Origin of the sequence: Aminobacterium mobile DSM 12262 (assembly GCF_000526395.1) — a bacterium.
Classification (GTDB): Bacteria; Synergistota; Synergistia; order Synergistales; family Aminobacteriaceae; genus Aminobacterium; species Aminobacterium mobile.
The window spans coordinates 973085-995588 of the sequence record NZ_JAFZ01000001.1 but is presented as its reverse complement, the minus strand read 5'-3'; the positions used below and the strand labels follow the sequence as shown (position 1 = coordinate 995588).

The window sequence follows — 22504 nt, the reverse complement described above, 5'->3', positions numbered from 1 at the left end:
AAAAAAGGCTGCCTTTTGAAAGGCAGCCTTTTAATAAAAATATTGTTTACAAATCCATTTTATTCCATCCCGTCTCCAAAAGACAAATCCCACTGATCCATATCCAACTCCATATCCTGATCCACCATATCGTCCATATCTTCTTCCCCCAACACATCCCATGGTCTCTCTTCGGGAGAAGCTACATCACTTTCTTCTGCAGACAGGTTTTTTTCCAATTGTCTTTTGTTCGACAGGTTTTTGAGACGAGGGTTCTCTCTGCCCGGCACGTTAAGATAAATTTCCAGACGGCAACCGCGCTTGTGAGCTGTCCCTTCTTTAGGGATACTGGTTATCATTCCCTCCACTGGAAGATTTTTCTCTATGGCAGGGACAATAAGTTCCGTCACTTCTCCAGGCAAATAGCCTATAACCTCTCTTTGCTCAGTCGAAACCGCTATTTGGTCATTATCAGGATTCATAGATAACAAAACGATATCGCCAACTCGGCACTCTTTCAAAATTTCTTGGCGGGACCGTCCATTTTCGTTCTTAGCTACAGTATCCATCACCCTTGAGTGAATGGAACGGTCCTCTAGAGGGGATCTCTCCTCCTTAGAACACTCAACGCTAGAACAAACCTTACTATACAAGTCAGACACAAGACAGAGCCTGGAAAAAAAGGTTTCTACAACATTTTTCAAGGGGAACTTCTTCACGAGAGCAACTCCCCGCGATGGATCCTGAAACTCGATATAAAGATATGTGATTCCTTGAGGCGATGTTTCGAGGCGGGAAATTTCACCTTCTCCGTAGATGTTGTGTACGATGGTAGATCCTGCAAGCAATTGAACGTCTTCACCGTTTTCTTCCAAATACTTCCGCACTTTGTCCAGAGAAATCTCTTTCAATGTTTCTCTCGTTCGGGTCGTCATGCGACTCACCATCCTCTGGTATAACATTCTGTGCGGACATTATAAACTACTTTTCTCTTTTGAAAAGGGGGCTAAAGATAGAATGTTGAGAAAAAAATATCAGATGAGAATATACGCTAACTGGAAGATATCTTTTTAAAAATAATCTTTGAACCAATCTCTATTCTTTTATGGGGAATTTCACCGGCAGGACACTCTACCACCATAGAAGCCCCAGGGCACCAGGAACATCTCCATGGAGACAAATTCCAACGAACACATAGAATTCGACATTCATCGTTGAGGAAAAATATGTCGAGAGGGAAACGCATACAAAATGTATGTATAGAATTACAAGGAATCAAAATCAAGCCACACTTTTTTTCGGGAGGACATAACATAAGACCCCGGAAACGACTCATAAAGGAGTCTGCACAAAATAAGGGGGAGAAGAGAAAATCCCCCTGAGCGTTTAAAAGACTCAACGGATGTTTTTGCATCAACATATCATCTCTTGGCAAAGGTTTCCATGATCGATATAAAAGCCGGGCCTAGAATAACCACAAACAACGATGGGAAAATAAAGAGAATCATAGGGAAAAGAATTTTTATAGGCGCTTTCCGGGCATGTTCTTCCGCTTTCAGCCTCCGGAAACGTTTTAAAGATCCAGCCTGGCTCCGAAGCACATCGCTCACAGAGACCCCCAACTCTTCGGCTTGGATAAGACTTGTAATAAAATGGCGAACTTCCTCCATGGGCAATCTTTCTTCAATGCCCCGAAGAGCTGTCTGGCGATTTTCTCCCAAGCTGATTTCATGAAGAGCCCGAGCAAAACTCTCTCCCATAGGGCCACGAAGCCTCTCGGCTACGCGTGCCATAGCCGCATCAAGGCCAAGCCCTGCTTCTACACTCACCACCATAAGGTCCATAACATCTGGGAGCTGGTTACGAGCCAACATCTGACGCTCTTTTCCTTTTTTGGTAATCCATATTCCAGGAATCAGATACCCTAGGGCTCCGAGAATAAAAGCTCCTGAAATACGCAACGGTATGGGAAGAATAAATAGAGACACTATAGCTGTAATCAAGGCAAAGGAAACCTTCATACCAGCTAAAACTTCTCCTCGCACTCCCAAGGGACGACCAGCAATAACACAATAACGGTCCATACGTGCAATAGCTTCTTTAGGGAACAGAAAACGGCCGACTCGACTTATTTTAACCTGCAAAGGTTCAACAACCCGCTCCTTAAAAGAGGCGATCTCTTCTTCCTCGTCACCGGCAAAACGAGCTGCCCTATCAAAAGAGTCTTCTTTCTGAGGAGAGATGATATTTAAAATCAGGAAGAGACATAATGTTACGACAAGCACCAAAAAAACAATCACTAAAATCTCCATATTTCTCCCCCCTTAATATCGAGGCTTAACGATACGTTGGATAACGAAAATACCAACGAGCCCAAAGAACACGGCTGTTCCCAGCATCTTTTGCCCAAAAGCTGTCTGAAATAAGGGGGTTAAATACCCGGGATTCATTATATTAATAATAACGGCCATAACCACTGGCAACACAGATATAATAAGGCCTTCAAGGCGTCCCTGAGATGTTAGTGCTCGCATCTGAGCTGCCACATCTTGACGGTCTCGCATAACTCTCGCTATATTTTCTAAAATTTTCGCCAAGTTACCACCAATTTCTTTCTGAATCAAAATTGATGTTACTACAAGCTCAAGGTCCATACTTCCAACCCTTTCAACCCAGCGATTCAGAACATCTTCTAGATCCAGTCCCAATGAAATTTCAGCTACGACCTGCTGTAACGTATCTCCCAAGGGAGATTCAATTTGCGTAGCTGCATTCTGCAAAGATTGCAAAAAGCTGAATCCAGCTCGTAACCCTGATGAAAGCATATCGAGCATGGGCGGAATCTGACGCTCAAACTTTTGAAGGCGATGTTGCCTCCGAACTCGTATCATGACAATTGGAACAACAATAACAGCAACAAGGCCTACAGCAAGACCGAAGGGGCCGCGAAACATAAAAAGAAGGAATGGAACGACAATGAGAAGAGCGAGCCACAGAACAAAAGCTTCCTGCAGTTTAAGAGGTAGGTCCGCTTTTACAAGCTCGACTTCAAGCTTTTTCCGAAAAGAATCGGAAGTAAAACGTTTATTCCACTGCCTTTTTTCTTCCCCCTGCTTTTCTCGGTTGCCAGTAAACCATGACTCCGTTCTCGTCAGCTGATCTGTTTCTTCTCCCAATATTATTTTAGAAAAACCCCATGCCATCAAAAAGAGAAGCACTCCTATAACAAGAGCAAAAAGAACTCCTCCCATGCTTAGCTCCCCCTTTTAGCTCTCAAAACATCTTTAGGCAATGAGACACCAGCCATTTCGAACTTAAAGCTGCGGTGAGGCTGAATGCCTGTTGGATCAAGGTTACCCCGAATTCTGCCGGCGTCGTCAAACCCTTGATGATTAAAAACAAATAGATCTTGCATCTGAATTGTGTCGCCTTCCATACCTGTAATTTCCGAGATCGTGAGGACACGGCGAGTTCCATCTTTCAAACGCTCCTGATGGACAATAAGATCGATGCCAGAAGATATTTGCTCTCGAATGGCACGTATAGGCAGTTCCATCCCAGCCATAAGGACCATGCTTTCAAGACGGGAAAGTACATCTCGAGGTGAATTGGCATGAAGAGTAGTGAGAGATCCGTCGTGCCCCGTATTCATGGCTTGAAGCATATCAAAGGCCTCTTCACCCCGGCACTCTCCAACTATGATTCGGTCGGGTCTCATTCGCAGGGCGTTCCGAACCAGCATGCGGATAGTAATGGCCCCTGTCCCCTCTATATTTACAGGGCGAGATTCCATACGAACAACATGTTCCTGTTGCAAGCTCAATTCTGCTGCATCTTCGATAGTAACAATTCGTTCTCGGTTAGGGATAAAGCTAGAAAGCACGTTCAATGTTGTGGTTTTACCAGATCCTGTTCCGCCAGTGACAATAATATTGTATCGAGCTTCAGTAGCTACCCGTAAAAAACCTACCGATTCGTCAGAAAGAGTGCCGAGAGCAATAAGATCTTGCCCTGTAAAGGGCTCCCTTCTAAACTTCCGGACAGTTAACGTAGGCCCATCGATAGATATGGGCGGAATAACAGCATTGACACGAGACCCGTCTGGCAATCGCGCATCTACCATAGGGGAAGCTTCATCAATGCGCCGCCCTAACGGGGCCACTATCTTGTCGATAATGCGTCGGATATGGTCATCATCATTAAAAAACACATCGGCTGGCTCTATTTTCCCCCATCTCTCCATATATACACGGTCACAGCCGTTCACCATTACTTCCGTTACTGTGTCATCGTCAAGGAGGGGCTGAATAGGTCCATACCCGAAAACTTCGTTCAGGAGGTCATCGTGAAGACGACTCAGCTCTAATGCATTCAGTCCCCGAACTTCTTCGAGCATCGATTGAATTTCAAGGGTAATCTGCTCTTTGACAAGAGTGGACTTCCCCCAATCTGGCTGAGAAGTTATTTCCTCCATATCCACTTCGTCTGCTAAGCGAGACAATACCCGCCGATAGGTTTCTCGATACAGATCTGATACGCTTCCACGACCTCGCCGTTGCCCTAGTGTGTCTCCTGCCAAACGGCGTAAAAGGCTCATGATACCTTCACCTTCTCTCGAGCCATAAAGCCCGAAGCCATCTCCTTTATTGTTTTGGAATAAGGCGATCGAGGCTGATCAATAATAAGGGGATCTCCTTTCAGCCACCCATCTTCGATTTTTTCGTCGAATGGCAAAATTCCTTTCACTGGATATTCTTTTTGTATCTTTTCAATAATAGATCGGTCTTCCCTTCGCGCTTTATTGAGAATAACGCCTCTCTCTATCCATGGGATTCGCAGCTGATCGAGCACTCCTGTAATAAGATGTAAATTTTTAACGCCCGTACAACTGCAATCAGTCACGAGCCATAAACGCTGACAGGCTTCTGCCAATTCCAACGTCATTTCATCAAGCAAACGATGGAGGTCTACAATAACGAAATCGAAACGGTCAGAAAGAGCTTGCAAAAGCCTATTTCCCATCCCCGGTTTTATAAGCTCTGCCTGAACCGGATTCTTAGCGGTAGGCATAATCATAAGATTATTAGGGCCAAAGGTTAGATAGCGTTCTCCATCCACCGTCCCACTTAGACATTCGTTAGCCCAATGGGTCCAGCTCAGCTCATAGGGAGTATTTAAAAGAAAGGCTATATCCCCCATAAAAAGATCTCCATCTATTAAAGCGGTGCGTTTCCCCATCATGGCGAGCTGAGAAGCAAAAGAGATGGAAAAGGAAGAACCACCTGCGCCACCCCGGCAACTCCAAACAGCGATACATTCGGCTTGATGAGAACCGCCTCTAGAGGCTGCCTCAGCATTTACACGCCTAATAGCATCTACGAGCTCTACGCCAGTAAAGGGTTTTAAAAGGTAATCACGCGCACCAGCCTGCATAGCTTTCCGCAAGAAAGCCACATCTTTTTGCACTGAAATCATGATGATCCCTGGATGAGCAGGCATTTCCGCCAATTTTTCTGCCAGATCAGGCCCATCTCCATCTGGCAATTGCACGTCAAGAAGCAAAATCGAAGGTCTGAGGCGAGTAACAGTCTCCATAACCCCATCAAGGCGGTCGCTTTCACCAATGAGTTCCATATCAGGCTCCATAGCAATCATGCCACGAATAACTTCACGGGTTATAGCATCATCATCTACAACAAAAATTCGTATCATAGACCCACCACCTCCGGAGTTACAGTAATTACAAGCTCTGTTTCATCGTTCGTAAACTCTCTGCTCTTAAATAGCTCTCCAATAATAGGAATATCCCCTAACAAGGGTATCTTTTTTACGAGCTTCGATTGTTTATTGTCGAGAAGCCCTCCAACAACCAGAGATTCATTATGGGCGAGTCGAACTTTATTCGCTATTTTCCGGCTACGAATAGCAGGTATCTTAATACCCTCGGTTTCCACAGCATTCTCCCAATCTATCTCGCTCACTTCAGCCTCAAAGGAGAGCCATATCTCCCCCAGTCCATCTAATTCAGGCGTAAACTTCAAAATAACCCCATAGGGCTTCCATTCCACTTTTATCTCGTTATTATCCACCCCAACAGGCACCGGAATTTCTCCACCTACGTTAAGAGAAGCCTCTTCTCCGCTCAAGGTTGTCAAGTACGGCTTGCTCAATATTTTTGCTTGCTTGTTCTCTACAAGAGCGTTGATGCGTGCGTTGATTTTGGCAGAATAGTCAGCGTCTTTTGAGTAATCAAGGATATGTCCTATGTCTGGCGCAAGGTCAAAAATACCCCAAAAACTCCCCTCTCTTCCTTCAAGACGCTTCATTCCAAGCAAATCTCCATCCTGCTTTTTAATTTCCATTACAATAGCCCTGAGCTTAATTTGAGGAGCATCGTCTACATCAAGTAGATTAATTATTTTTTCTCCAAAGGCGCCTGCTATCGCAGCAGCCCTTAGTCTATCGCGAGGAGTCTTTACCTTCCCTTCCAGCACTACTGCGTTTCCTCGAACTGTTACCTCCACATTTTCTGCTTTTAAAAGTTCTTTCAATTCCCATGTGGGCGCATCGCTTGCTGGATGGACCATCACTTTTTCCATATGCATGCCCTTACTGTCCCAAACGATTAAGGCTGCGCCGCCAGTCGCTTTCCCCGTTAGAAGAATCTGACTTTTATCTAAAGGAATCGCATCGAGAACGTCTGGGTTTCCCACAGAAATCCGGCTCACATTCTGATACTGTAAAACAGCACTATCCCCTACATCGAGGTTATAGGTTTCAGCAAAAGCGGGAAGGGCGCCTAAAACAATGAACAGGAACGCTAGAGCCATAAATATTTTTGTTTTTCTAACGAGGCAAGTCATCATCGAGACCTCCCATCAGAAGGAACTGTTACTGTGGTTATATTTCCAGGTTGAATCATTTCTATCTTCCACCCTTGAGGCGTTCTGGGAACCACTTTCTTCACAGACCGTGCCTTTACCGGCTCCGCTGATGCTGTTTTTAACGGGGCAGGGTTACTCACGTCAGGCCCTCTATAAACAACTAATGACGTTGGTGTCTCTTCTTGGGCTGGTCGCAACGCCAGCCATAAATTTCCCAAACTTTGAGCCCATGCCGCAACCGCTGCTTCCTCTGGGGAAACTTCCACTACTGCTGTTTGTGCAACCATTTGTTTCTCTTTCGTACTCTCTTTTTCTTCTTTCCTCGCCATGACCCCGCCAATAGCAAGAACTTTTACTCGAGACAGAAGAAGTCGTGATGTAGGAGTTTCAACATCTTTTTCGCGATATACATGGAAAATATCAACATAATCTCCAGGTTTGAGCAGACCTCCAGTAGCCCGAACTTCATCGATAGGCAGGGCTATTGCCAACCGACCATTTGCAAGTTGGAAAGCAACTCCGAGCTTTTCTGGATCCAAGGATAATTTATTTTTCAGGACAGGGTCTCCTGTAGAGAGATCCATCATCGACGCCTTTCCTACCACATCGTCAAGAGAAAGCACTTCTTCTACTGGAATGCTGCTTCGAGGCATACGCACAGCTTTTACATCTTCAGATGTAATAATGGAAAAAGCATCTTTGGGACGTGTCGCCACTACCACAGAAATAAGCTCTCGTTCTGCACGGGCAATTTTCTGTTTATAACTTCGTATCTGTTGGTACACAAGAAGTCCTGCCATGGTTCCCAACAACAGGGAAACAATTAGGAAAATGCCTCGCTTTTTCACGTCCTCACCTCACCTTTTATTGAATGAGCTTCACAGAATATCCGCCAAAGCTTCCACTTCCGCCACCAGCACTGTCTGGTATCACTTGCTCTACAAAACGACCAATAACTCGAGAGTCCTTACCCGTACCCTCCACACCTTCTAGGAAAAAATTAGCAAAACCGATAACTCGAACCTGTTTGCGGCCATGTACATCCCACTCAGCCACTACAGGCAACGTAATGAGGCGGGGGCTTTCATATAACTCATCGAGATGGGTCACATACCAGTCCCACGAAATATGCCCATCTTGATCCAAAATGTAATCTACCCCTTCTTTAATAATTTCTAAGGCTATAATGTAATCAATTCCGTCTTCTGTGGGGCCAGACATATTTCCCGGTTCTGTAGTAACCATCATATTTTCTGTCACGATGGCGTCATAACCGTATTTGAGTTTTTCACGAAAGTTATTCGCGCCGTTCCCTCCAAAAGCCAGTGCGTGAAAATTCCCAAAGTGTTGATAGCCTGTCTCGTCAGGGTTTGTAGGATCATGAGGCCCAATCTTTAAAAGATATTGTTCTCCGAAAACAAAACCGCTTTCCGGTTCCTGAATACCTAAAGGACGAAGCCCCTTAACTGACGATGCGGCTGAAAGACGTGCCGAAGCTTCTGCCTGGACAGTACTGCTTTCAAAGCCTAAAATTCTGGCGAAGGTCATGGAAACATTTTCCTGTCCCAGTACATGGCATGTTTTAGTATCAGGGAAAGTTACAGAATAATTCCCCTCATTCCTATTCTCAGAAGCAATACTTGTCGCCACTTGAGTGGCAGCGCTTTCACGAATGCCTTGATCCACCATGGCATTTCCAAGCTCCCAAGCCCCCCCTAAACTTCCGGCATCAGCAGCAGCCTGCAATCTCCAACGACTCAACACGAGACGGCCGTAATCTAAAGAAAGGGCGCCAGCGCCAAGAAGCACTACCAAACTTCCCGCTACCCACACCAGAACAGCTCCCCTACTTCTCTTTAATTGCCTATGGCTCTCTTTTCTCATGTCTATCACTCCGATCTAAATGCCGCCTTGGCCTGGGCTGTCCAGTTAGGAGTAAGCCCTTTCACAAAAGCACTCAAAGGCGTTAAAAATGCGACCGGGGCCTGCACTGTAACCACATCTTCCTTATAGGTCCCTTTATCTACTTCTGTGACGTTCACAGATACCTTGTCTTCAGACCACCTGACGGCTAAAATTTCTTTGACTCGAGCCTCTACATCTGAAGCAGAACCTCCTACAGCTGCCAGACGGGCCCCTTCTCGAGCTCCGTGATTTAACGTAAGGTATTGCTGCATCATCAAACCGAAATCTATTATTCCCATCACGAGAAGAAGCAAAAGGGGCAACACTATGGCAAACTCAACTAACGCCTGCCCTTCACTTCGTTTTTTCAAAAGTCTTCTCATTTCATCACCCCCGCTCACAGCAGGAGATATATGGCATATCCCACGGCAATAGATAGGGCATAAGGTACTTTTTCTTTACGATGTTCCCGCCCCGACCTCCATATGCTTTTAAAAAAAACCCTGGGGCCTCCAGCTAAAGCCAGCCAAAAGCTCTGGTAATCTATACCTTTAAAAGCCAAGGCTATCACTAACACGCCACCGGCTATGGACGAATACAAAACGAGATTCAAAGCACCCGGCCACGCCACCACAGCCCCTGTAGCCGCCAAAAGTTTCACGTCACCCGCTCCCATGCCACCAAGTAAATAAGGGATGAGGAACCACACAAGCCCCATTACTGCCCCTACAAGAGACATGGAGACAGAGCCCGTTACTCCATGAAAGCACAACGCCACCACTAACAGTCCATAGGTGAGCCAATTAGGAACCTTTTTATATTTCATATCGTAAAAACCAGCCCAACATACGACTGCCAGCACTCCCCACTCCATACAGCCCCTCCTGTTTTAGAAAGAAAGGGCAGGAAAAACCTGCCCTTTCTTGTTAATTAATCAAAATCTTTGCGCAATAAAAATACATGATTTATGATGTTGGTCGTTTGTCTAGTTCTGTTTTCGCATCCTGAAATAATTGTTTCAAACTTCCGCCTAAGGCTCCTAATATTAGAATTACGGCGAGTGAAACCAATGCTATAATCAGCCCGTACTCCACCATTCCCTGGCCTTCCTCATCCCACACAAGGTTACGAAGTCTTTCTAGCATCTATAATCCCTCCCCTTCTCTGTATCTGTAAATATTTTTACTACTGTTTTACAATAATAATAATGGGTTAATGTTTTTTCATACATAACGGAAGTTTCATAAATAAGGTGGGGAGACTCACTAAAATAAAAGGAAGATTAACTTATAAATAAAGGAATATTTCCCGCCTGTACGAATACAAAGGAGAGTACAAGAGAGGCGGAGATTTTTCTCCGCCTCTCTACGTGTGTTATATATTTTATTTGGGTTTAATCTTTTTCAGAAAAGTCTGAAGGAGAGCGCTCAGGAAGGCCCCATTTCCAGGCAAGAGCTACTGCTTGCCCTTTTTCCTGTAATTGCAACTTCTTAAGAATTTGGCTTATATGGTTCTGTATCGTTTTATTTGAGAGGATCATTTGTTTGGCTATGTCTCTTGAGGAGAGTCCGTGAGAGACCCAATAGAGAATCTGTTTTTCTCTATTGGTGAGAAGATCCATTTTTTCTCGAAATTCTGCATGGGTAGAGAAAGATGTAAGGAGCTTCGAAGCTACCTTGGGATCCACATAGCTTCCACCTGAGGCGACGGTTCTTAATGCAATGAGCAATTCCGTCAAACCAGAGGATTTAAGCACATATCCTTCTATTCCGGCTCGGGATATGCGAGTTATTTGATTTTCTCCATCCAAGGCTGTAATGATAATAAATTTACAGGGGCATCCTTTCTTTTTGAGCTGTGTTACGACCTCTATACCATCAAACTTCGGCATGCGTATATCAAGCATTACTATTTGGGGGTTGGTTCGCTCTATAACATCTACAGTCTCTTGTCCATCTCTGGCTTCCCCTACAACTTCCAGATCAGATTCAAGGTCCAGAACTTTTCGAAGGCTTTCCCTGAACATATTATGATCATCTGCTATAACTATCGTAATTTTTTCCATCACATATCATCCTCCGGAAGTGGAACACTCATAGTTACAACTGTACCCTTACCCGGTGCGCTATCAATGGAAAAATTTCCTCCAAAAAGACGCGTTCGTTCCTCCATATTCATAAGCCCATAGGAACCTCGTGTTTGAGCTGCCATTCTGGCTTTATTCACGTCGAACCCCATACCATCGTCTGCTATACGTGCGCTAAAAGCCTCACTCCCTGCGCTCAACGTTATTTTGATGCTTTTGGCTTCACCTCTTTGTATGGCATTATCCATGGCCTGATGAATAATTTTAAACAGATTTGAACGAAGAGCCATGGGCAAAGCAACAATATCTCCAGAAGATTGGAATGTAATATCAACTCCATACCGATCGCTAGCCTGCTTTGCATATCGTTGAAGGGCTACATCAAGACCCTCCTCCAGGCCTTGCGGGTAGATCTGGAAGAGGAAAGCTCTTATGTCTGCCATCGCTTCCTGCATCTGTGTTTTCACTTTGCGAAATTCAGCCAAGGCTTCTTCAGTACGGCCTGTCTGAAAATAACGATCCGATAAATCATAAAGCATAATAGCCCCCGACAGCCTTTGAGCCGGCCCATCGTGAAGGTCTCTGGCCAAAGTTCGACTGTCCCTTTCTGCCAGACTTAAAGCAGCAAGAAGAACGCTAAAGCTTTTTTCGTTACTATCTCCTAACATGGCATTTATAGACTGGTCTCGAAGAAGCTCTAATGCTAGCCGAAATTTGTTCGCCATCTCATCGCTGCGAGCTAAATACTTTAAAATCTCTCGTTCTTCAAGGCTTAAATACTCTCGTTGTTGTTTTAAATTTCTCTCTCGTTCCTCGAAAGTTGCCAGCATTTTCATCAGATGTTCCGCTCGGTCATATGCCTGACGTTGAGAAGGCCCATCCCCTTCCCTTGTGGCATCTACTAACTTTTGCCGAGCAAATTTATACGCTTCCTCAGCCTTATCTGAAGCTTCTATAAGCTCGACAATGTTTTTTTGAACAAAATCAAATTTTTCGCGTATTTCCTTCAACCTAGTGGATTCTTGCTCTCGGATACCGGAAACACTGGCCAAATTCGATGAAATATACCCGCTTACTTTTTCGTGAATATTTTTCAACCTGGTATAAATCGAATCGCTTTTCATGGGCCTCCTCCGGTCTATAAATTTATTTTTAATAAAAACACCGCTAATCCATACATATTTCATAGAAAGTCAATAGATTATATCATGAAAAATCAATAAAGAATTTAATTTTTAATATTCAATTTTATAGGGCTATTGGTATTATACCAGCATCAACAGACAAGAGGAAAGGCTTTTGCCTCGAAGAGAGGCAAAAGCCTTCGCAACAAAAACAAACTTTAATTAACTTTAAGCGCAAGAAAGCTTAACGCAAGCGCTGCACTACCATGGCTACCCCTTGCCCGCCACCAATGCAGGCACTGGCTATTCCCAACTCTTTATCTGCATGTTTAAGGGCGTAAAGAAGAGTTGTGAGTATTCTGGAGCCTGTCGCTCCGATAGGGTGTCCAAGAGCTATGGCGCCACCATGAATATTTAATTTATCCATGTTGAAGGGCATAATGCGATGGCAGGCGATAACTTGGGCTGCAAAGGCTTCATTAATCTCTATAAGATCCATCTCTTCCAAAGAGAGTCCGGCCATATCGAGAGCTTTCGGCATGGCAACTGTGGGGGATATTCCAAAAAGCGAGGCATCAATAGCAGCGTCAGCGTATCCCAAGATTCGAGCAATAGGAGTATATCCATTTTTCTGTGCCCACTCCTCATGGGCTACAACCACAGCACTACCAGCGTCGCATAGGGCAGAGCTGCTTCCGGCGGTAATTGTTCCTCCTTCTTTAAATATGGCAGGAAGACGTCCTAAAGCTTCAAGAGTTGTATCCTTCCTCGGAATTTCCTCGCTATCAATAGCAATATCGCCTTTTTTTCGATCATGAATAAAGAGAGGGACTGTCTCTTCGGCAAAGAGCCCCTCCTCCATTGCCCTCACTGCTTTCTGATGGCTCGCTAAGGCAAATTCATCTTGTTCTTGCCTGGAAATGTGGTGTTCCTCCACTAAACGTTCTGTAATGGCCCCCATTAAGGCTCCTGCTACCGGACACATAAATCCATCTTGATGTAAAACATCGAGAGCCTTTTTTTCTCCCATGCGATGTCCCCACCGAGCTTCTGGAAGAAGATAGGGCGTGTTCGTGGCGCTTTCCATTCCTCCCGCCACACCAACGCTAATATCCCCAAGACGGACTCGATCGGCAAGAAGCATAACTGTTCTCAGGCCAGATCCACACCGCTTGTTTACAGTGAAAGCCGGAACATCCTGAGGGACATCCCCTTTGACCATGGCAATTCGAGCAGGGTTAGCACCTACACCGGCTTGCCATCCGTTTCCCATAATAACTTCTTCAACATCTTCCGGGTTTATACCTGAACGTTTTATAGCTTCCGCTATGGCAACACCGCCGAGGTCGGGAGCTTGGAAAGACTTCAGGGAACCGCCATATTTCCCCCCTGGAGTTCGACAAGCGCTCAGAATAACGGCCTTGGTCATTTCGCAACCCCCTCGCAAAGATATTCTTCCGTCCCTTGCATGATGCAAAGATCTTTACTGACTTCAAAATTTATTCCTGTATTAGACTGAAGATCTTCAAGCTCAATACCTGGAGCTATTTCTGTTAAAACCATGTGACCGTTCTGTTTCCTTATAACGCAATATTCAGTAACTATAGTGGAGACTATGCCTGCCCCTGTAAGAGGCAAGGTGCATTTCTTTACGAGTTTTGGACGCCCTTTTTTGTCTAAATGGGTGGTAGCTACATACACCGCTTTTGCTCCGGTAACAAGATCCATGGCCCCCCCCATTCCTGGCACAAGTTTGCCGGGGATCCACCAATTCGCTAAATTACCCTCCTCGTCCACTTCCAAGGCTCCCAGTACTGTGGCGTCAAGATGGCCCCCTCGAATAAGCCCGAAGCTCATGTCGCTTGATACTATGGAGGAGCCGGGGAGGAGACTGAGGCCTCGGCCACCTGCTCCAATAAAACGAAGATCCGCCTCTTCAGGGGATGGGCCTGCTCCAACGACTCCATTTTCCGTTTGCATAATGACTTGAACGTTTGGGGGGATGAAATCTGACACAAGAGTAGGGATCCCTATGCCTAAGTTCACAACAGACCCGTTATCGAAATCAAGAGCTATTCTCTTGGCTATTCTTTCCCGAACAATCTTTTCATCAAGTTCTGGAAGCATAGTATCCATCTCCTTTCAGAACAAGAATATCCACAAGAATTCCAGGAGTTACAACGTCGTTGGGATCTATTTCTCCCTCTCTAAGAATGGAGTCTACTTCGGCGATAACAATATCGGCTGCAGTAGCCATTATGGGATTGAAGTTTCTGTTGGTTCCAAAGTAAGTTAAGTTTCCACACCGATCGGCTCGATAGGCACGAATGAAGGCTACATCTGCCCGTAACGGTAGCTCTAAAATATATCTTTCCCCCTCAACCTCTATAATTTGTTTTCCTTCCTCATAACACGTACCAACGCCAGTGGGCGTTAAAATTCCTCCTAACCCAAAGCCTCCGGCCCGAATACGTTCAACAAAGCTGCCCTGAGGAACAAGTTCAAGCTCAAGTTTGCTTTCGTTGAACAAACGCTGAGTCTCTTTATTCAGACCGATATGAGAGGCTGTTACCTTACGAATCTGCCCATTTACAACGAGCTTCCCATGACCAACCCCTTTGGGATATTTTTCATTCGCATATACAGTGTCATTCGCAATAAGATGCAAGTTATTGATGTCAGTAGAAGCTAATGCGTCTACCAGGGTGTAGGGAACCCCACCGTAATTAAAACCACCTACCATCAACGAGGCTCCAGGCTTAACGTATCGCACTGCCTCTTCTGCCGACATAACTGGTTTAATAGTTTTTTTGGGCATATGCAGAACCTCCCTTTTATTGTTGTTCTGTCTTTTCAAATACAGGAGAGACGATACGAGAAGCTCTTCGTCTCTGAATAAAGTACATAGACCCAATGATTCCCACGGCTATGCAATTAGATATAAGGGCTGGGTGGATGAGCAAAAAAGGAACTGCAAGTAATGCAGCCCTTCCCCAGAGAGGGAGATGGGTAACAAAATAGCCCTGAACTCCTGCTGCCAGTCCAATAATCCCCAGGAATGCAGTGACACATCCGATAATAATTTTGACGATGCTGCCTTGAAATAGGAGGTAGCTGTTGTACACAAACATGTAGGGGACAATAAACCCTGCCACAGCAACCACTAACGCTGTAAATCCAGTTTTCATTGCGTTAGAACGAGCTATTCCGGCTGCTGCGTAGGTAGCGAGTGCCACAGGGGGGGTTACGTCTGCTAAAACGCCAAAGTAAAGGCAAAAAAGATGGGCGGACATCATGGGGACTCCCATCTGAGCCAGCGCTGGCGCTGCCAGTGTAGACGTAATGATATATTGAGCTGTGGTAGGGACTCCCATGCCGAGGATAATAGATCCGATCATGGTCAAAACAAGAGCTAAGGGGAGGATTCCGTAAGAAAGGCTCATGACAAAAGAAGAGAAAGCAAGGCCAACGCCAGTAATGCCGATAACGCCAATAACGATGCCGGAACAGGCACATGCCGCTGCCACATCTACAGCGCCAATAGCTCCATTAATAAGAGCGTCGAGGACGCGTTGGGGCGTCATCCGATATTTCTTCTCTCCCAACCACGATGCCCCTATAAGACAAAGGATCGACCAAAAGACCGCTTTTACAGCCGAATATCCAGTAGCAAGAAAAGCAATAAGAGTAATGATAGGTATTAAAAGATGCCATCCCTCTCGGAGTACTGGGCCGATTTTAGGCACTTCTTCGTTTGTCATGGCGCGAATACCCCTCTTCCCGGCCCTGAAATGAACCATGGCCCATATGGAAAAGAAATACAGGGCTGCTGGAATAGCGGCCGCTACAACAATGTCCCAATAAGAGATTCCTAAAAACTGGGCCATAATAAAAGCTGCCGCCCCCATTACAGGTGGCATAACCTGCCCGCCTGTAGAGGCTGCCGCTACAACAGCACCGGCAAATTCAGATTTGTACCCCGCTCTTTTCATAAGAGGGATTGTAAAAGCCCCTGTCGTAACTGTATTCGCCACAGAACTACCAGAGACAGTTCCCATAAGGGCACTGGCAACAACCGCCGCTTTTGCGGGACCGCCGCGACTTTTTCCTGTTAAAGCTATGGAGAGATCGATAAAAAATTGTCCCGCTCCAGAAACGTTAAGAACCGCTCCGAACAAGACGAATAGAAATATAAAGGAGGCAGAAACTCCCAAGGGGACTCCAAATATGCCGTCTGTACGCAAATATTGGAAAGGTGCTATTTCTTCAAGGGCAAAACCTCCATGGGCTAGAATACCAGGGAAGTAGGGCCCTAAAAAGGCGTACAGCAGGGCTATAGTAGCCATAATAGGCAAAGGAAGCCCCATAGATCTTCGTGTTCCTTCTAGAACGAGAAGAACCATGACTGTGCCCCAATAAATATCGGAGGGGATAGGTGCCCCTTCCCGTATGGTAATTGCTTCCCAATTAAGAATAATATTGAGACATCCCGCTATAAGGAGCCCTGCTAATATCCAATCCCACCAATCAATACTGTTTTTAGGCCTTTTTCTCGACACGGGATAAAGAAGAAACATAAGAGCCCCCATAAAGAGCCAATGTATGCTTCGCTGATACATAGCCGAACGCAATCCGGATACAGCTGTATAAAGATGAAAAATAGATGCAGATAAGGCTAGGAAAGCTACTACCAAATATCGCCAACCGTGGAGATCCCGTTTTTTTGAATCCATTTCCACTTCTACTGGCTGTACATCCTTCGGTGAAAGTGTTGAAGGATCTGTCATTGAGCTTCCCCCCAGTCTAATCCCCCCTTAAGCGGGAGAGTCTGAGCTCTCCCGCTTAATATTAATAAAGGGAGACTTATTTCATATCTATGCCTTGTTCTTTAAAATATTTAATGGATCCTGACGTAAAGGGGATTATTCCTACACTCGCTTCTTTGGGGACAAAATGAGATGCCTGCTGGGTTACATCCATAAAAGCTTTCGCTTTTTCAATAATTGTTTTTACGAGGTTATATCCAAGCTCTTCTGGCATATCTTCGCGCACAACAAGAAAGTTGCCATCGGCGACAGTGAGGATGTCTTCGTCAATACCTGGATATGTCCCTTTCGCTATGTTGTACGAGAAGAGGAATGGATTTTTCTCCACGATGTTATTCACTACATCTTGAGGGAGAGGAATCAATACTATATCCCGAACAGCCGCTACCTCCAGTACTGCCGACCCTGGAGCTGCAAAGTTCCAAAATACGGCGTCTATATTGCCATCTTTCAGAGCCATAACGCCCTCAGGCTGTGTAAGTTGCTGTTTTTGAATGTCTTTATCCGGATCAATTCCAGCAGCATTAAGGATAATATTGCTTAATATTTGATCTCCTCCGCCAGGGGCTCCCACAGACACCTTTTTACCTTTAATATCTCCAAAAGATTTAATGCCTGTTTTTGTTGTAGTTACAAGATGCTGGGGGGCAGGGTACATATGCATAAGAATTCTCAACGGCAGTTTTCCATCTTGTTCAAAGGCTTCGGTACCTGTATAAGCTTGGTACAAAGTAGACCCCATAGACATTCCTATCTGGGCTTTTCCAGATGCTACAAGACGACAATTTTCTTTCGAGGCAGCTGTTGAGCGCGAAGTAGCTTTCACGCCAATATCCGCTTTGGTGAGTATCTCTGCCATAGCTCCACCCAAGGGATAGTAGGTTCCGCCAACCCCACCAGACCCTATGGTGATAAAGGTTACGGCTGCTGCTGTAGCGCCCAAAGCAATGAGAGCTAGAACCGCTATCAGGGCTATCCATTTTTTCTTCATACTTAGACCCTCCTTTTGCGAGTTACCCTACTCTTATTGTCTAGGCAGCAATATGTCTCTCGCTGCCCTCAGCCCTTTCTCTAAACGAGTAAAGATTTCGTCTACATCTTGCTCTGTTACTATTAAGGGAGGCGCTACTAAAAACTGATCTCCCTCTATGCCATCTATTTGTCCTCGACCGGGGTAAACAACAAGCCCTTGCTTTAAGCATTCGTTTGTTACCACACCTGCAGCATTGACTGGAGATGGGAAGGCTTGGCGAGTGGCAGGATCCGCTACTATTTCAATACCCCTCATGAGCCCCATTCCCCGAACATCACCTACAATAGGTATCTCGTAGAGGCTCTGTAGTTTTTTACCAAGTCTCTCTCCTTGAATATAAGCATTTTCTACCAATCCTTCTCGTTTGATTAATCGGAGAGTTGCCGTAACAGCTGCGGCAGTTACTGGATTTGCGTTATACGTGTGACCATGCTGAAAAGCTCCGCTACCTTCCTTTAGAGTTTCAATAATTTCATCCTTCACGATGAGAGCACCTACTGGAGAATAGCCACCAGACAGAGCTTTTGCTGAACAAATCATATCGGGCACAACGTTCCAATGGTTCAAACAAAAGTTTTTCCCTGTCCGCCCAATGCCTGTCATGATTTCATCAGCAATGAGAAGCACATCATATTTTGAGCAAATATCCCGTACTATCGGCCAATATTCCTTAGGTGGGTGGAGTCCTCCAACAGTAGAACCAACAATCGGTTCAGCTACAAAGGCAGCAATATATTGAGCACCGATTTTCCGAATTTCATGTTCGAGATCATAGGCACAACGAATATCGCAGGAAGGATACGATAATCCGAAGGGACAACGATAACAATAATGAGAAGCTATTTTAGGATAATCTTGATAGAGAGGATAAAAGGTTCGCCGCCGAGCCATACTGCCGGCTAAGCCCATGGTACCAATCGTGCTTCCATGATAGGAGTTCCATCGCGCAATCATTACATATTTAGCGGAACTAACCCCATCTCGTTCTACAAAGTACTGTCTGGCCAGCTTGAGAGCCGATTCTATGGCCTCGCTCCCGCCACTTACAAGCCATACGTAGTTCAGTTCCTCTGGGGACATCGATGCCACTTCTTTTGACGCTTCCATAGTTGCTTCGTTATACCATCGCGAAGGGTGAGCAAATTCAAGAGTCGTAAGCTGTTTATAGATAGCATCAGCTATCTCTCTGTTCCCATGCCCCACACTGGAAAGTAAGGCCCCGCTACAACCGTCAATATAGGGCTTCTTATCTTCATCAAAAATATAAATTCCTTCCCCCCTGACCGCCTTTTTTAAAGCCGTCTTATAACTACGAGGAATCATAGCTCCATATTCCGGCACACAAATCATCCCCTCTCTGTGTTTTGACAACATACTCTCTCTGTAACAACCTGGCCGGAACTTACAGAGAAAAAGCCTTAAAGTGGAAAAACGGAGAGAAAGCTGAAGAATAATTTCGTTGTGCACAAAAAGAAGTATACGCTACTTATATTCTATTTTTATGAAGTTTTTCCTTCATCAATAATAGAATCTTCAATCTCTTTTGTCAATTGCAACAAAAAACAGAGCTGCTCTAAAAAACAGCTCTGTTGGTCATCATCTTTATTATTCCGATTGGAAGGGATGTCTACTGGTTTTGAGTTCCTTTCTCCTGCGTTGTTTTGTTTTGCGTTCCGTCACCCTGTTCCAGAGTAAATCCCTTTTGAGTAAAAATATATCGATCCCCCATAAAGAGAACTTCTGTGAGGCGGTACGTTCCTAAAACTTCAGAGTAGAAAGGAATAAAGGCTTCCAAAGTTGTTTTAGCCGCCCTACCAATATCTTTCTTTTCCAGCGCATAGCAGAGGGTCATATCGATCATAGGGTGCCGTATATTTACAGATAAAACCTTTTCAGGTTTACGAGCCACAGTGTGGTCAGGTTCTGGAAATTTAATGGCTACCCTCTTTTTTTTCTCGCTTACCACTAAATCTTTATCATCTAAAGACTCGAAGTGATGGGAGCGATCGATGGTTTCGTTGAAGAGCCGCACATCGAAGGGGGCATCTTCTATAAGCCATTTAATTGGGATTGTAAGCAAATATGTCGGGTTCATAATTTCAGTAACTCCCGCTTCATTCATGGCAATCAAGCGAATTTCGCCAATCTCCTCGCGGAAACGATTCAGGTACGTTACGTTTTTACAGCGTCCGATAAGGTAGAGCTTATCACTATTGCTTATCCGATTATCAGTAATAGCTTTTTTCAAAATATTTTCAAACTCACTTTGTGCTCCCCCTTCATACAAGGTTTCCGCAAGAATTCTGCTATTAAGGGAGACTTCGTATCCGTTATCTATATTTCTCTGCAAACAATCTTTTGCCTCGTCCATCTTATCGAGCTGAGCGTAAGTTACACCTGCAAACAGGAAATTTTGCCAGTCTGCATTGTGTGACTGTCGAATAATTTCTTCAAGGTCCGAAAGAACTTGTTGATGGTCACGGGTTCCATTGAGGCGAATTTTTTCCATTAATACACTCGCCCACAGAGGATCTTTACGGAAAATGGGACGATGTGTCGATAGAAATTTATCGAGGCATGAGTGCACAAAATCGGCATCATTTTGCTTAGAGAGAGCAAAGTGATACCAAAAAGGAGGAAATGCTTCAAAAGCCGTGTTATCGCGAAGCAGACGCTCTAACCTACGGTGCTGAATATCAGAGTTCCCTGCCTTTACGCTCTCTACAAATTCATTAATTTGTTTTTCAGTTAGACGATAGTGATCGTCAAGATTGTACTTCTTGATAATAGACCAGGAGGCCGTTAGAAGATCTTTGCGAATGACGTTGAGAGAGTTGAGTTTTTCGTCATCAAGCGACTCGATCATAAGTTCATTTTCTGTCTTGTATTCTTCAAGCTGCCGTTGGTAGTTGACATACATGGAGCCCATAGAAGAGACCGCGGTTACTGCCGCTGAAACCACATCAGAGGGAGAGACTTTTACCCCTGCTAACAGATTAAAAAAAGTGCGCTCCATCTTCTTTTGGTAACTTCTCTGCAGGCGTTCTCTTTTCCGATCAGAGATAATCTCATCTTTCAATGTGTCCATTAACTTCGCAAGAAGTTTAACAATTTCCTCATCAGGAATAGCATTGAGATTGAGATTATTAATGATATTGTCATACTCGAAGGTAAGTACTACCTTGTCGTTGTACGAAACTATTTTACTTAACGAATATGTGCAGTAATTCAGGGCTTGCACCACTTCCATAGGGTCATATTTTTTCTCCTCATGGAGGGTCACTTCTGCTCTTGAAGGGGGAACAGCTATCCAGCCGAACGCAAGAGTACATAAAATACATATTGCAAAAATGCGCTTCATTGTATATTTTTTGCCTCCAATAGAATCATGATTTATATACATTACCATAAAAAAACTCCCTGAAAAGGTAGAAGCCCTCTCCAGGGAGAAGAAACCTATACGTATAGCAAAGAACGCGCGTATGACAAGAAGTGTGGTTATTCCCGGACGGAAACTTCTACCGGGTTCCCTGTCTGAAGGTGATTTCCACCAGAGATAATAACGAGATCTCCTTCTTTTACTCCCTCCGTAATCTGTACCGCCGTGTCAGTTTTTAACCCCAAAGAGACTGGTGTATGTTTAACTTTCCCATCCTCAACTAAGAGGACAGATGGACTTTCACTATTCGTAAAAAGAGCTTCTGGAGGAACAACAAGGGCTTCAGGCCGCTCCTCTTGAACCATGAAAACCCTCGCAAACATTCCTGGACGTAATTGATAACCGCTTTTTCTGTTATCAATAAAGAACTCAACCTGAACCGTGCGAGTGTCCTCTTTTACGAAAGGGCTCATTCGTGCTATTTTACCCTCAAAAACCCCATCTCCAAGCCCATCTGCTTTTATAAGGCCCACCATGCCTTTAGAGAGAGAAAAAGCTCTCGATTCAGGAACCCGAACCACAGCCTTAAGAGTATCTACATTCGCAATCTCGGCAACGGCAGTAGAGGGTGTCATCATTGTGCCTACCGTATGAGCGTAATCGTTCAATACAATCCCATTAATAGAGGCCTTTATGGAGTACTCAGACAAGGAAACTTCCAAGTTTTGAAGCTGCGCCCGTGTCTGATCTACCGAAGCCTTCGCCAGTTGAGAGCGAGCTTCAGCCTGAAGATAGGCGGTCTCTTTGTTGTCTAGTTGCTGTTGCGTTGCATACCCCTCTTTAACGAGGCGCTGATAGCGTTCCCACTCTACCTTCGCGTTGTTAAGAGCTGCTCGCGCTTCCGCTACCTGAGCTTCAGACACAACAATTCCCGCCTTTAATGACGCAATTTGGGCATCTATGTCACGATGATCCAGAACGGCTATGACGTGCCCTTTCTGAACTTTATCGCCCTGATGGGCTCGGAGCTCCTCAAGACGCCCCGTTACTTTAGGGTAGAGAGTAACACGCTCTATAGCTTCAATAGAACATGTCTCCTCAAACCCTTGGCGTAGCAGTGGCATTTCCTTTACAGGGACAGCAACAACTTTGGCCACTTCTGGAAGATGAGAAGGAACGCTCTGTGAAGCTTCAGGTTTATCTTTTAACGGCCCCCAGATAAGCCATGCAAGTACAGCGACTATAAAGATGAAAGGAATAATAATTTTCTTTTTGAATTTCACTACGC

Annotated in this window: 22 protein-coding genes; all 22 read right to left on the bottom strand. The window is 44.9% G+C overall.

Annotated elements, in window-relative coordinates; translation table 11 throughout:
• Positions 1 to 59: 59 nt before the first annotated feature.
• Positions 60 to 914 (bottom strand): HIRAN domain-containing protein, encoded by an 855-nt coding sequence (locus K360_RS0104805; protein WP_024822049.1) that lies wholly within the window; start codon positions 912 to 914, stop codon positions 60 to 62.
• 116 nt (positions 915 to 1030) lie between these two features.
• Positions 1031 to 1393: a DUF192 domain-containing protein gene (locus K360_RS11520; RefSeq protein ID WP_024822048.1), complete on the bottom strand. Its 363-nt coding sequence runs from the start codon at positions 1391 to 1393 to the stop codon at positions 1031 to 1033.
• 7 nt (positions 1394 to 1400) lie between these two features.
• Entirely contained in the window at positions 1401 to 2291 is an 891-nt protein-coding gene (locus tag K360_RS0104795) for a type II secretion system F family protein (protein ID WP_024822047.1), read from the bottom strand.
• 12 nt (positions 2292 to 2303) lie between these two features.
• The gene (locus tag K360_RS0104790) at positions 2304 to 3230 is read right to left on the bottom strand and encodes a type II secretion system F family protein (RefSeq protein WP_024822046.1); all 927 of its coding nucleotides are present in this window, start codon (positions 3228 to 3230) and stop codon (positions 2304 to 2306) included.
• 2 nt (positions 3231 to 3232) lie between these two features.
• On the bottom strand, positions 3233 to 4576 hold the full coding sequence (locus K360_RS0104785) for a TadA family conjugal transfer-associated ATPase (protein WP_024822045.1): 1344 nt from the start codon (positions 4574 to 4576) through the stop codon (positions 3233 to 3235).
• Entirely contained in the window at positions 4573 to 5691 is a 1119-nt protein-coding gene (locus K360_RS0104780; protein WP_024822044.1) for a CpaE/TadZ family protein, read from the bottom strand. The genes K360_RS0104785 and K360_RS0104780 overlap by 4 nt, the downstream gene beginning before the upstream one ends.
• The gene (locus K360_RS10985) at positions 5688 to 6845 is read right to left on the bottom strand and encodes a type II and III secretion system protein family protein (protein ID WP_084043878.1); all 1158 of its coding nucleotides are present in this window, start codon (positions 6843 to 6845) and stop codon (positions 5688 to 5690) included. The genes K360_RS0104780 and K360_RS10985 overlap by 4 nt, the downstream gene beginning before the upstream one ends.
• Positions 6842 to 7711, bottom strand: a complete 870-nt coding sequence (cpaB, locus tag K360_RS0104770; protein ID WP_024822042.1) for a Flp pilus assembly protein CpaB — start codon at positions 7709 to 7711, stop codon at positions 6842 to 6844. The genes K360_RS10985 and cpaB overlap by 4 nt, the downstream gene beginning before the upstream one ends.
• Positions 7712 to 7727: 16 nt before the next feature.
• Positions 7728 to 8747, bottom strand: coding sequence for a pilus assembly protein TadG-related protein (locus tag K360_RS0104765; protein WP_156923346.1), 1020 nt, complete (start codon positions 8745 to 8747; stop codon positions 7728 to 7730).
• A gap of 5 nt (positions 8748 to 8752) precedes the next feature.
• Positions 8753 to 9151 (bottom strand): TadE/TadG family type IV pilus assembly protein, encoded by a 399-nt coding sequence (locus K360_RS10980; protein WP_024822040.1) that lies wholly within the window; start codon positions 9149 to 9151, stop codon positions 8753 to 8755.
• Positions 9152 to 9165: 14 nt separating this feature from the next.
• Entirely contained in the window at positions 9166 to 9642 is a 477-nt protein-coding gene (locus K360_RS10540; RefSeq protein WP_024822039.1) for an A24 family peptidase, read from the bottom strand.
• Between the two features lie 91 nt (positions 9643 to 9733).
• Positions 9734 to 9913, bottom strand: a complete 180-nt coding sequence (locus tag K360_RS0104750) for a Flp family type IVb pilin (protein WP_024822038.1) — start codon at positions 9911 to 9913, stop codon at positions 9734 to 9736.
• Between the two features lie 248 nt (positions 9914 to 10161).
• A complete protein-coding gene (locus K360_RS0104745; protein ID WP_024822037.1) occupies positions 10162 to 10833 on the bottom strand; it encodes a response regulator transcription factor in 672 nt (223 codons plus the stop codon).
• Positions 10833 to 11978, bottom strand: coding sequence for a sensor histidine kinase (locus K360_RS0104740; protein WP_024822036.1), 1146 nt, complete (start codon positions 11976 to 11978; stop codon positions 10833 to 10835). The genes K360_RS0104745 and K360_RS0104740 overlap by 1 nt, the downstream gene beginning before the upstream one ends.
• Positions 11979 to 12222: 244 nt before the next feature.
• On the bottom strand, positions 12223 to 13407 hold the full coding sequence (locus tag K360_RS0104735) for a thiolase family protein (protein WP_024822035.1): 1185 nt from the start codon (positions 13405 to 13407) through the stop codon (positions 12223 to 12225).
• Positions 13404 to 14105: a 3-oxoacid CoA-transferase subunit B gene (locus K360_RS0104730; RefSeq protein ID WP_024822034.1), complete on the bottom strand. Its 702-nt coding sequence runs from the start codon at positions 14103 to 14105 to the stop codon at positions 13404 to 13406. Before K360_RS0104730 ends, K360_RS0104735 begins: the two co-directional genes overlap by 4 nt.
• Positions 14089 to 14796 (bottom strand): CoA transferase subunit A, encoded by a 708-nt coding sequence (locus K360_RS0104725; protein WP_024822033.1) that lies wholly within the window; start codon positions 14794 to 14796, stop codon positions 14089 to 14091. The genes K360_RS0104730 and K360_RS0104725 overlap by 17 nt, the downstream gene beginning before the upstream one ends.
• Positions 14797 to 14812: 16 nt before the next feature.
• Positions 14813 to 16765, bottom strand: a complete 1953-nt coding sequence (locus K360_RS0104720) for a TRAP transporter permease (protein ID WP_024822032.1) — start codon at positions 16763 to 16765, stop codon at positions 14813 to 14815.
• A gap of 76 nt (positions 16766 to 16841) precedes the next feature.
• Positions 16842 to 17795, bottom strand: a complete 954-nt coding sequence (locus tag K360_RS0104715) for a TAXI family TRAP transporter solute-binding subunit (RefSeq protein ID WP_024822031.1) — start codon at positions 17793 to 17795, stop codon at positions 16842 to 16844.
• A 33-nt stretch (positions 17796 to 17828) separates the two neighbouring features.
• Entirely contained in the window at positions 17829 to 19187 is a 1359-nt protein-coding gene (locus tag K360_RS0104710; protein ID WP_024822030.1) for an aminotransferase family protein, read from the bottom strand.
• 277 nt (positions 19188 to 19464) lie between these two features.
• Positions 19465 to 21246 (bottom strand): hypothetical protein, encoded by a 1782-nt coding sequence (locus K360_RS0104705; protein WP_024822029.1) that lies wholly within the window; start codon positions 21244 to 21246, stop codon positions 19465 to 19467.
• An 89-nt stretch (positions 21247 to 21335) separates the two neighbouring features.
• Positions 21336 to 22499, bottom strand: a complete 1164-nt coding sequence (locus K360_RS0104700) for an efflux RND transporter periplasmic adaptor subunit (RefSeq protein ID WP_024822028.1) — start codon at positions 22497 to 22499, stop codon at positions 21336 to 21338.
• Positions 22500 to 22504: the final 5 nt, after the last annotated feature.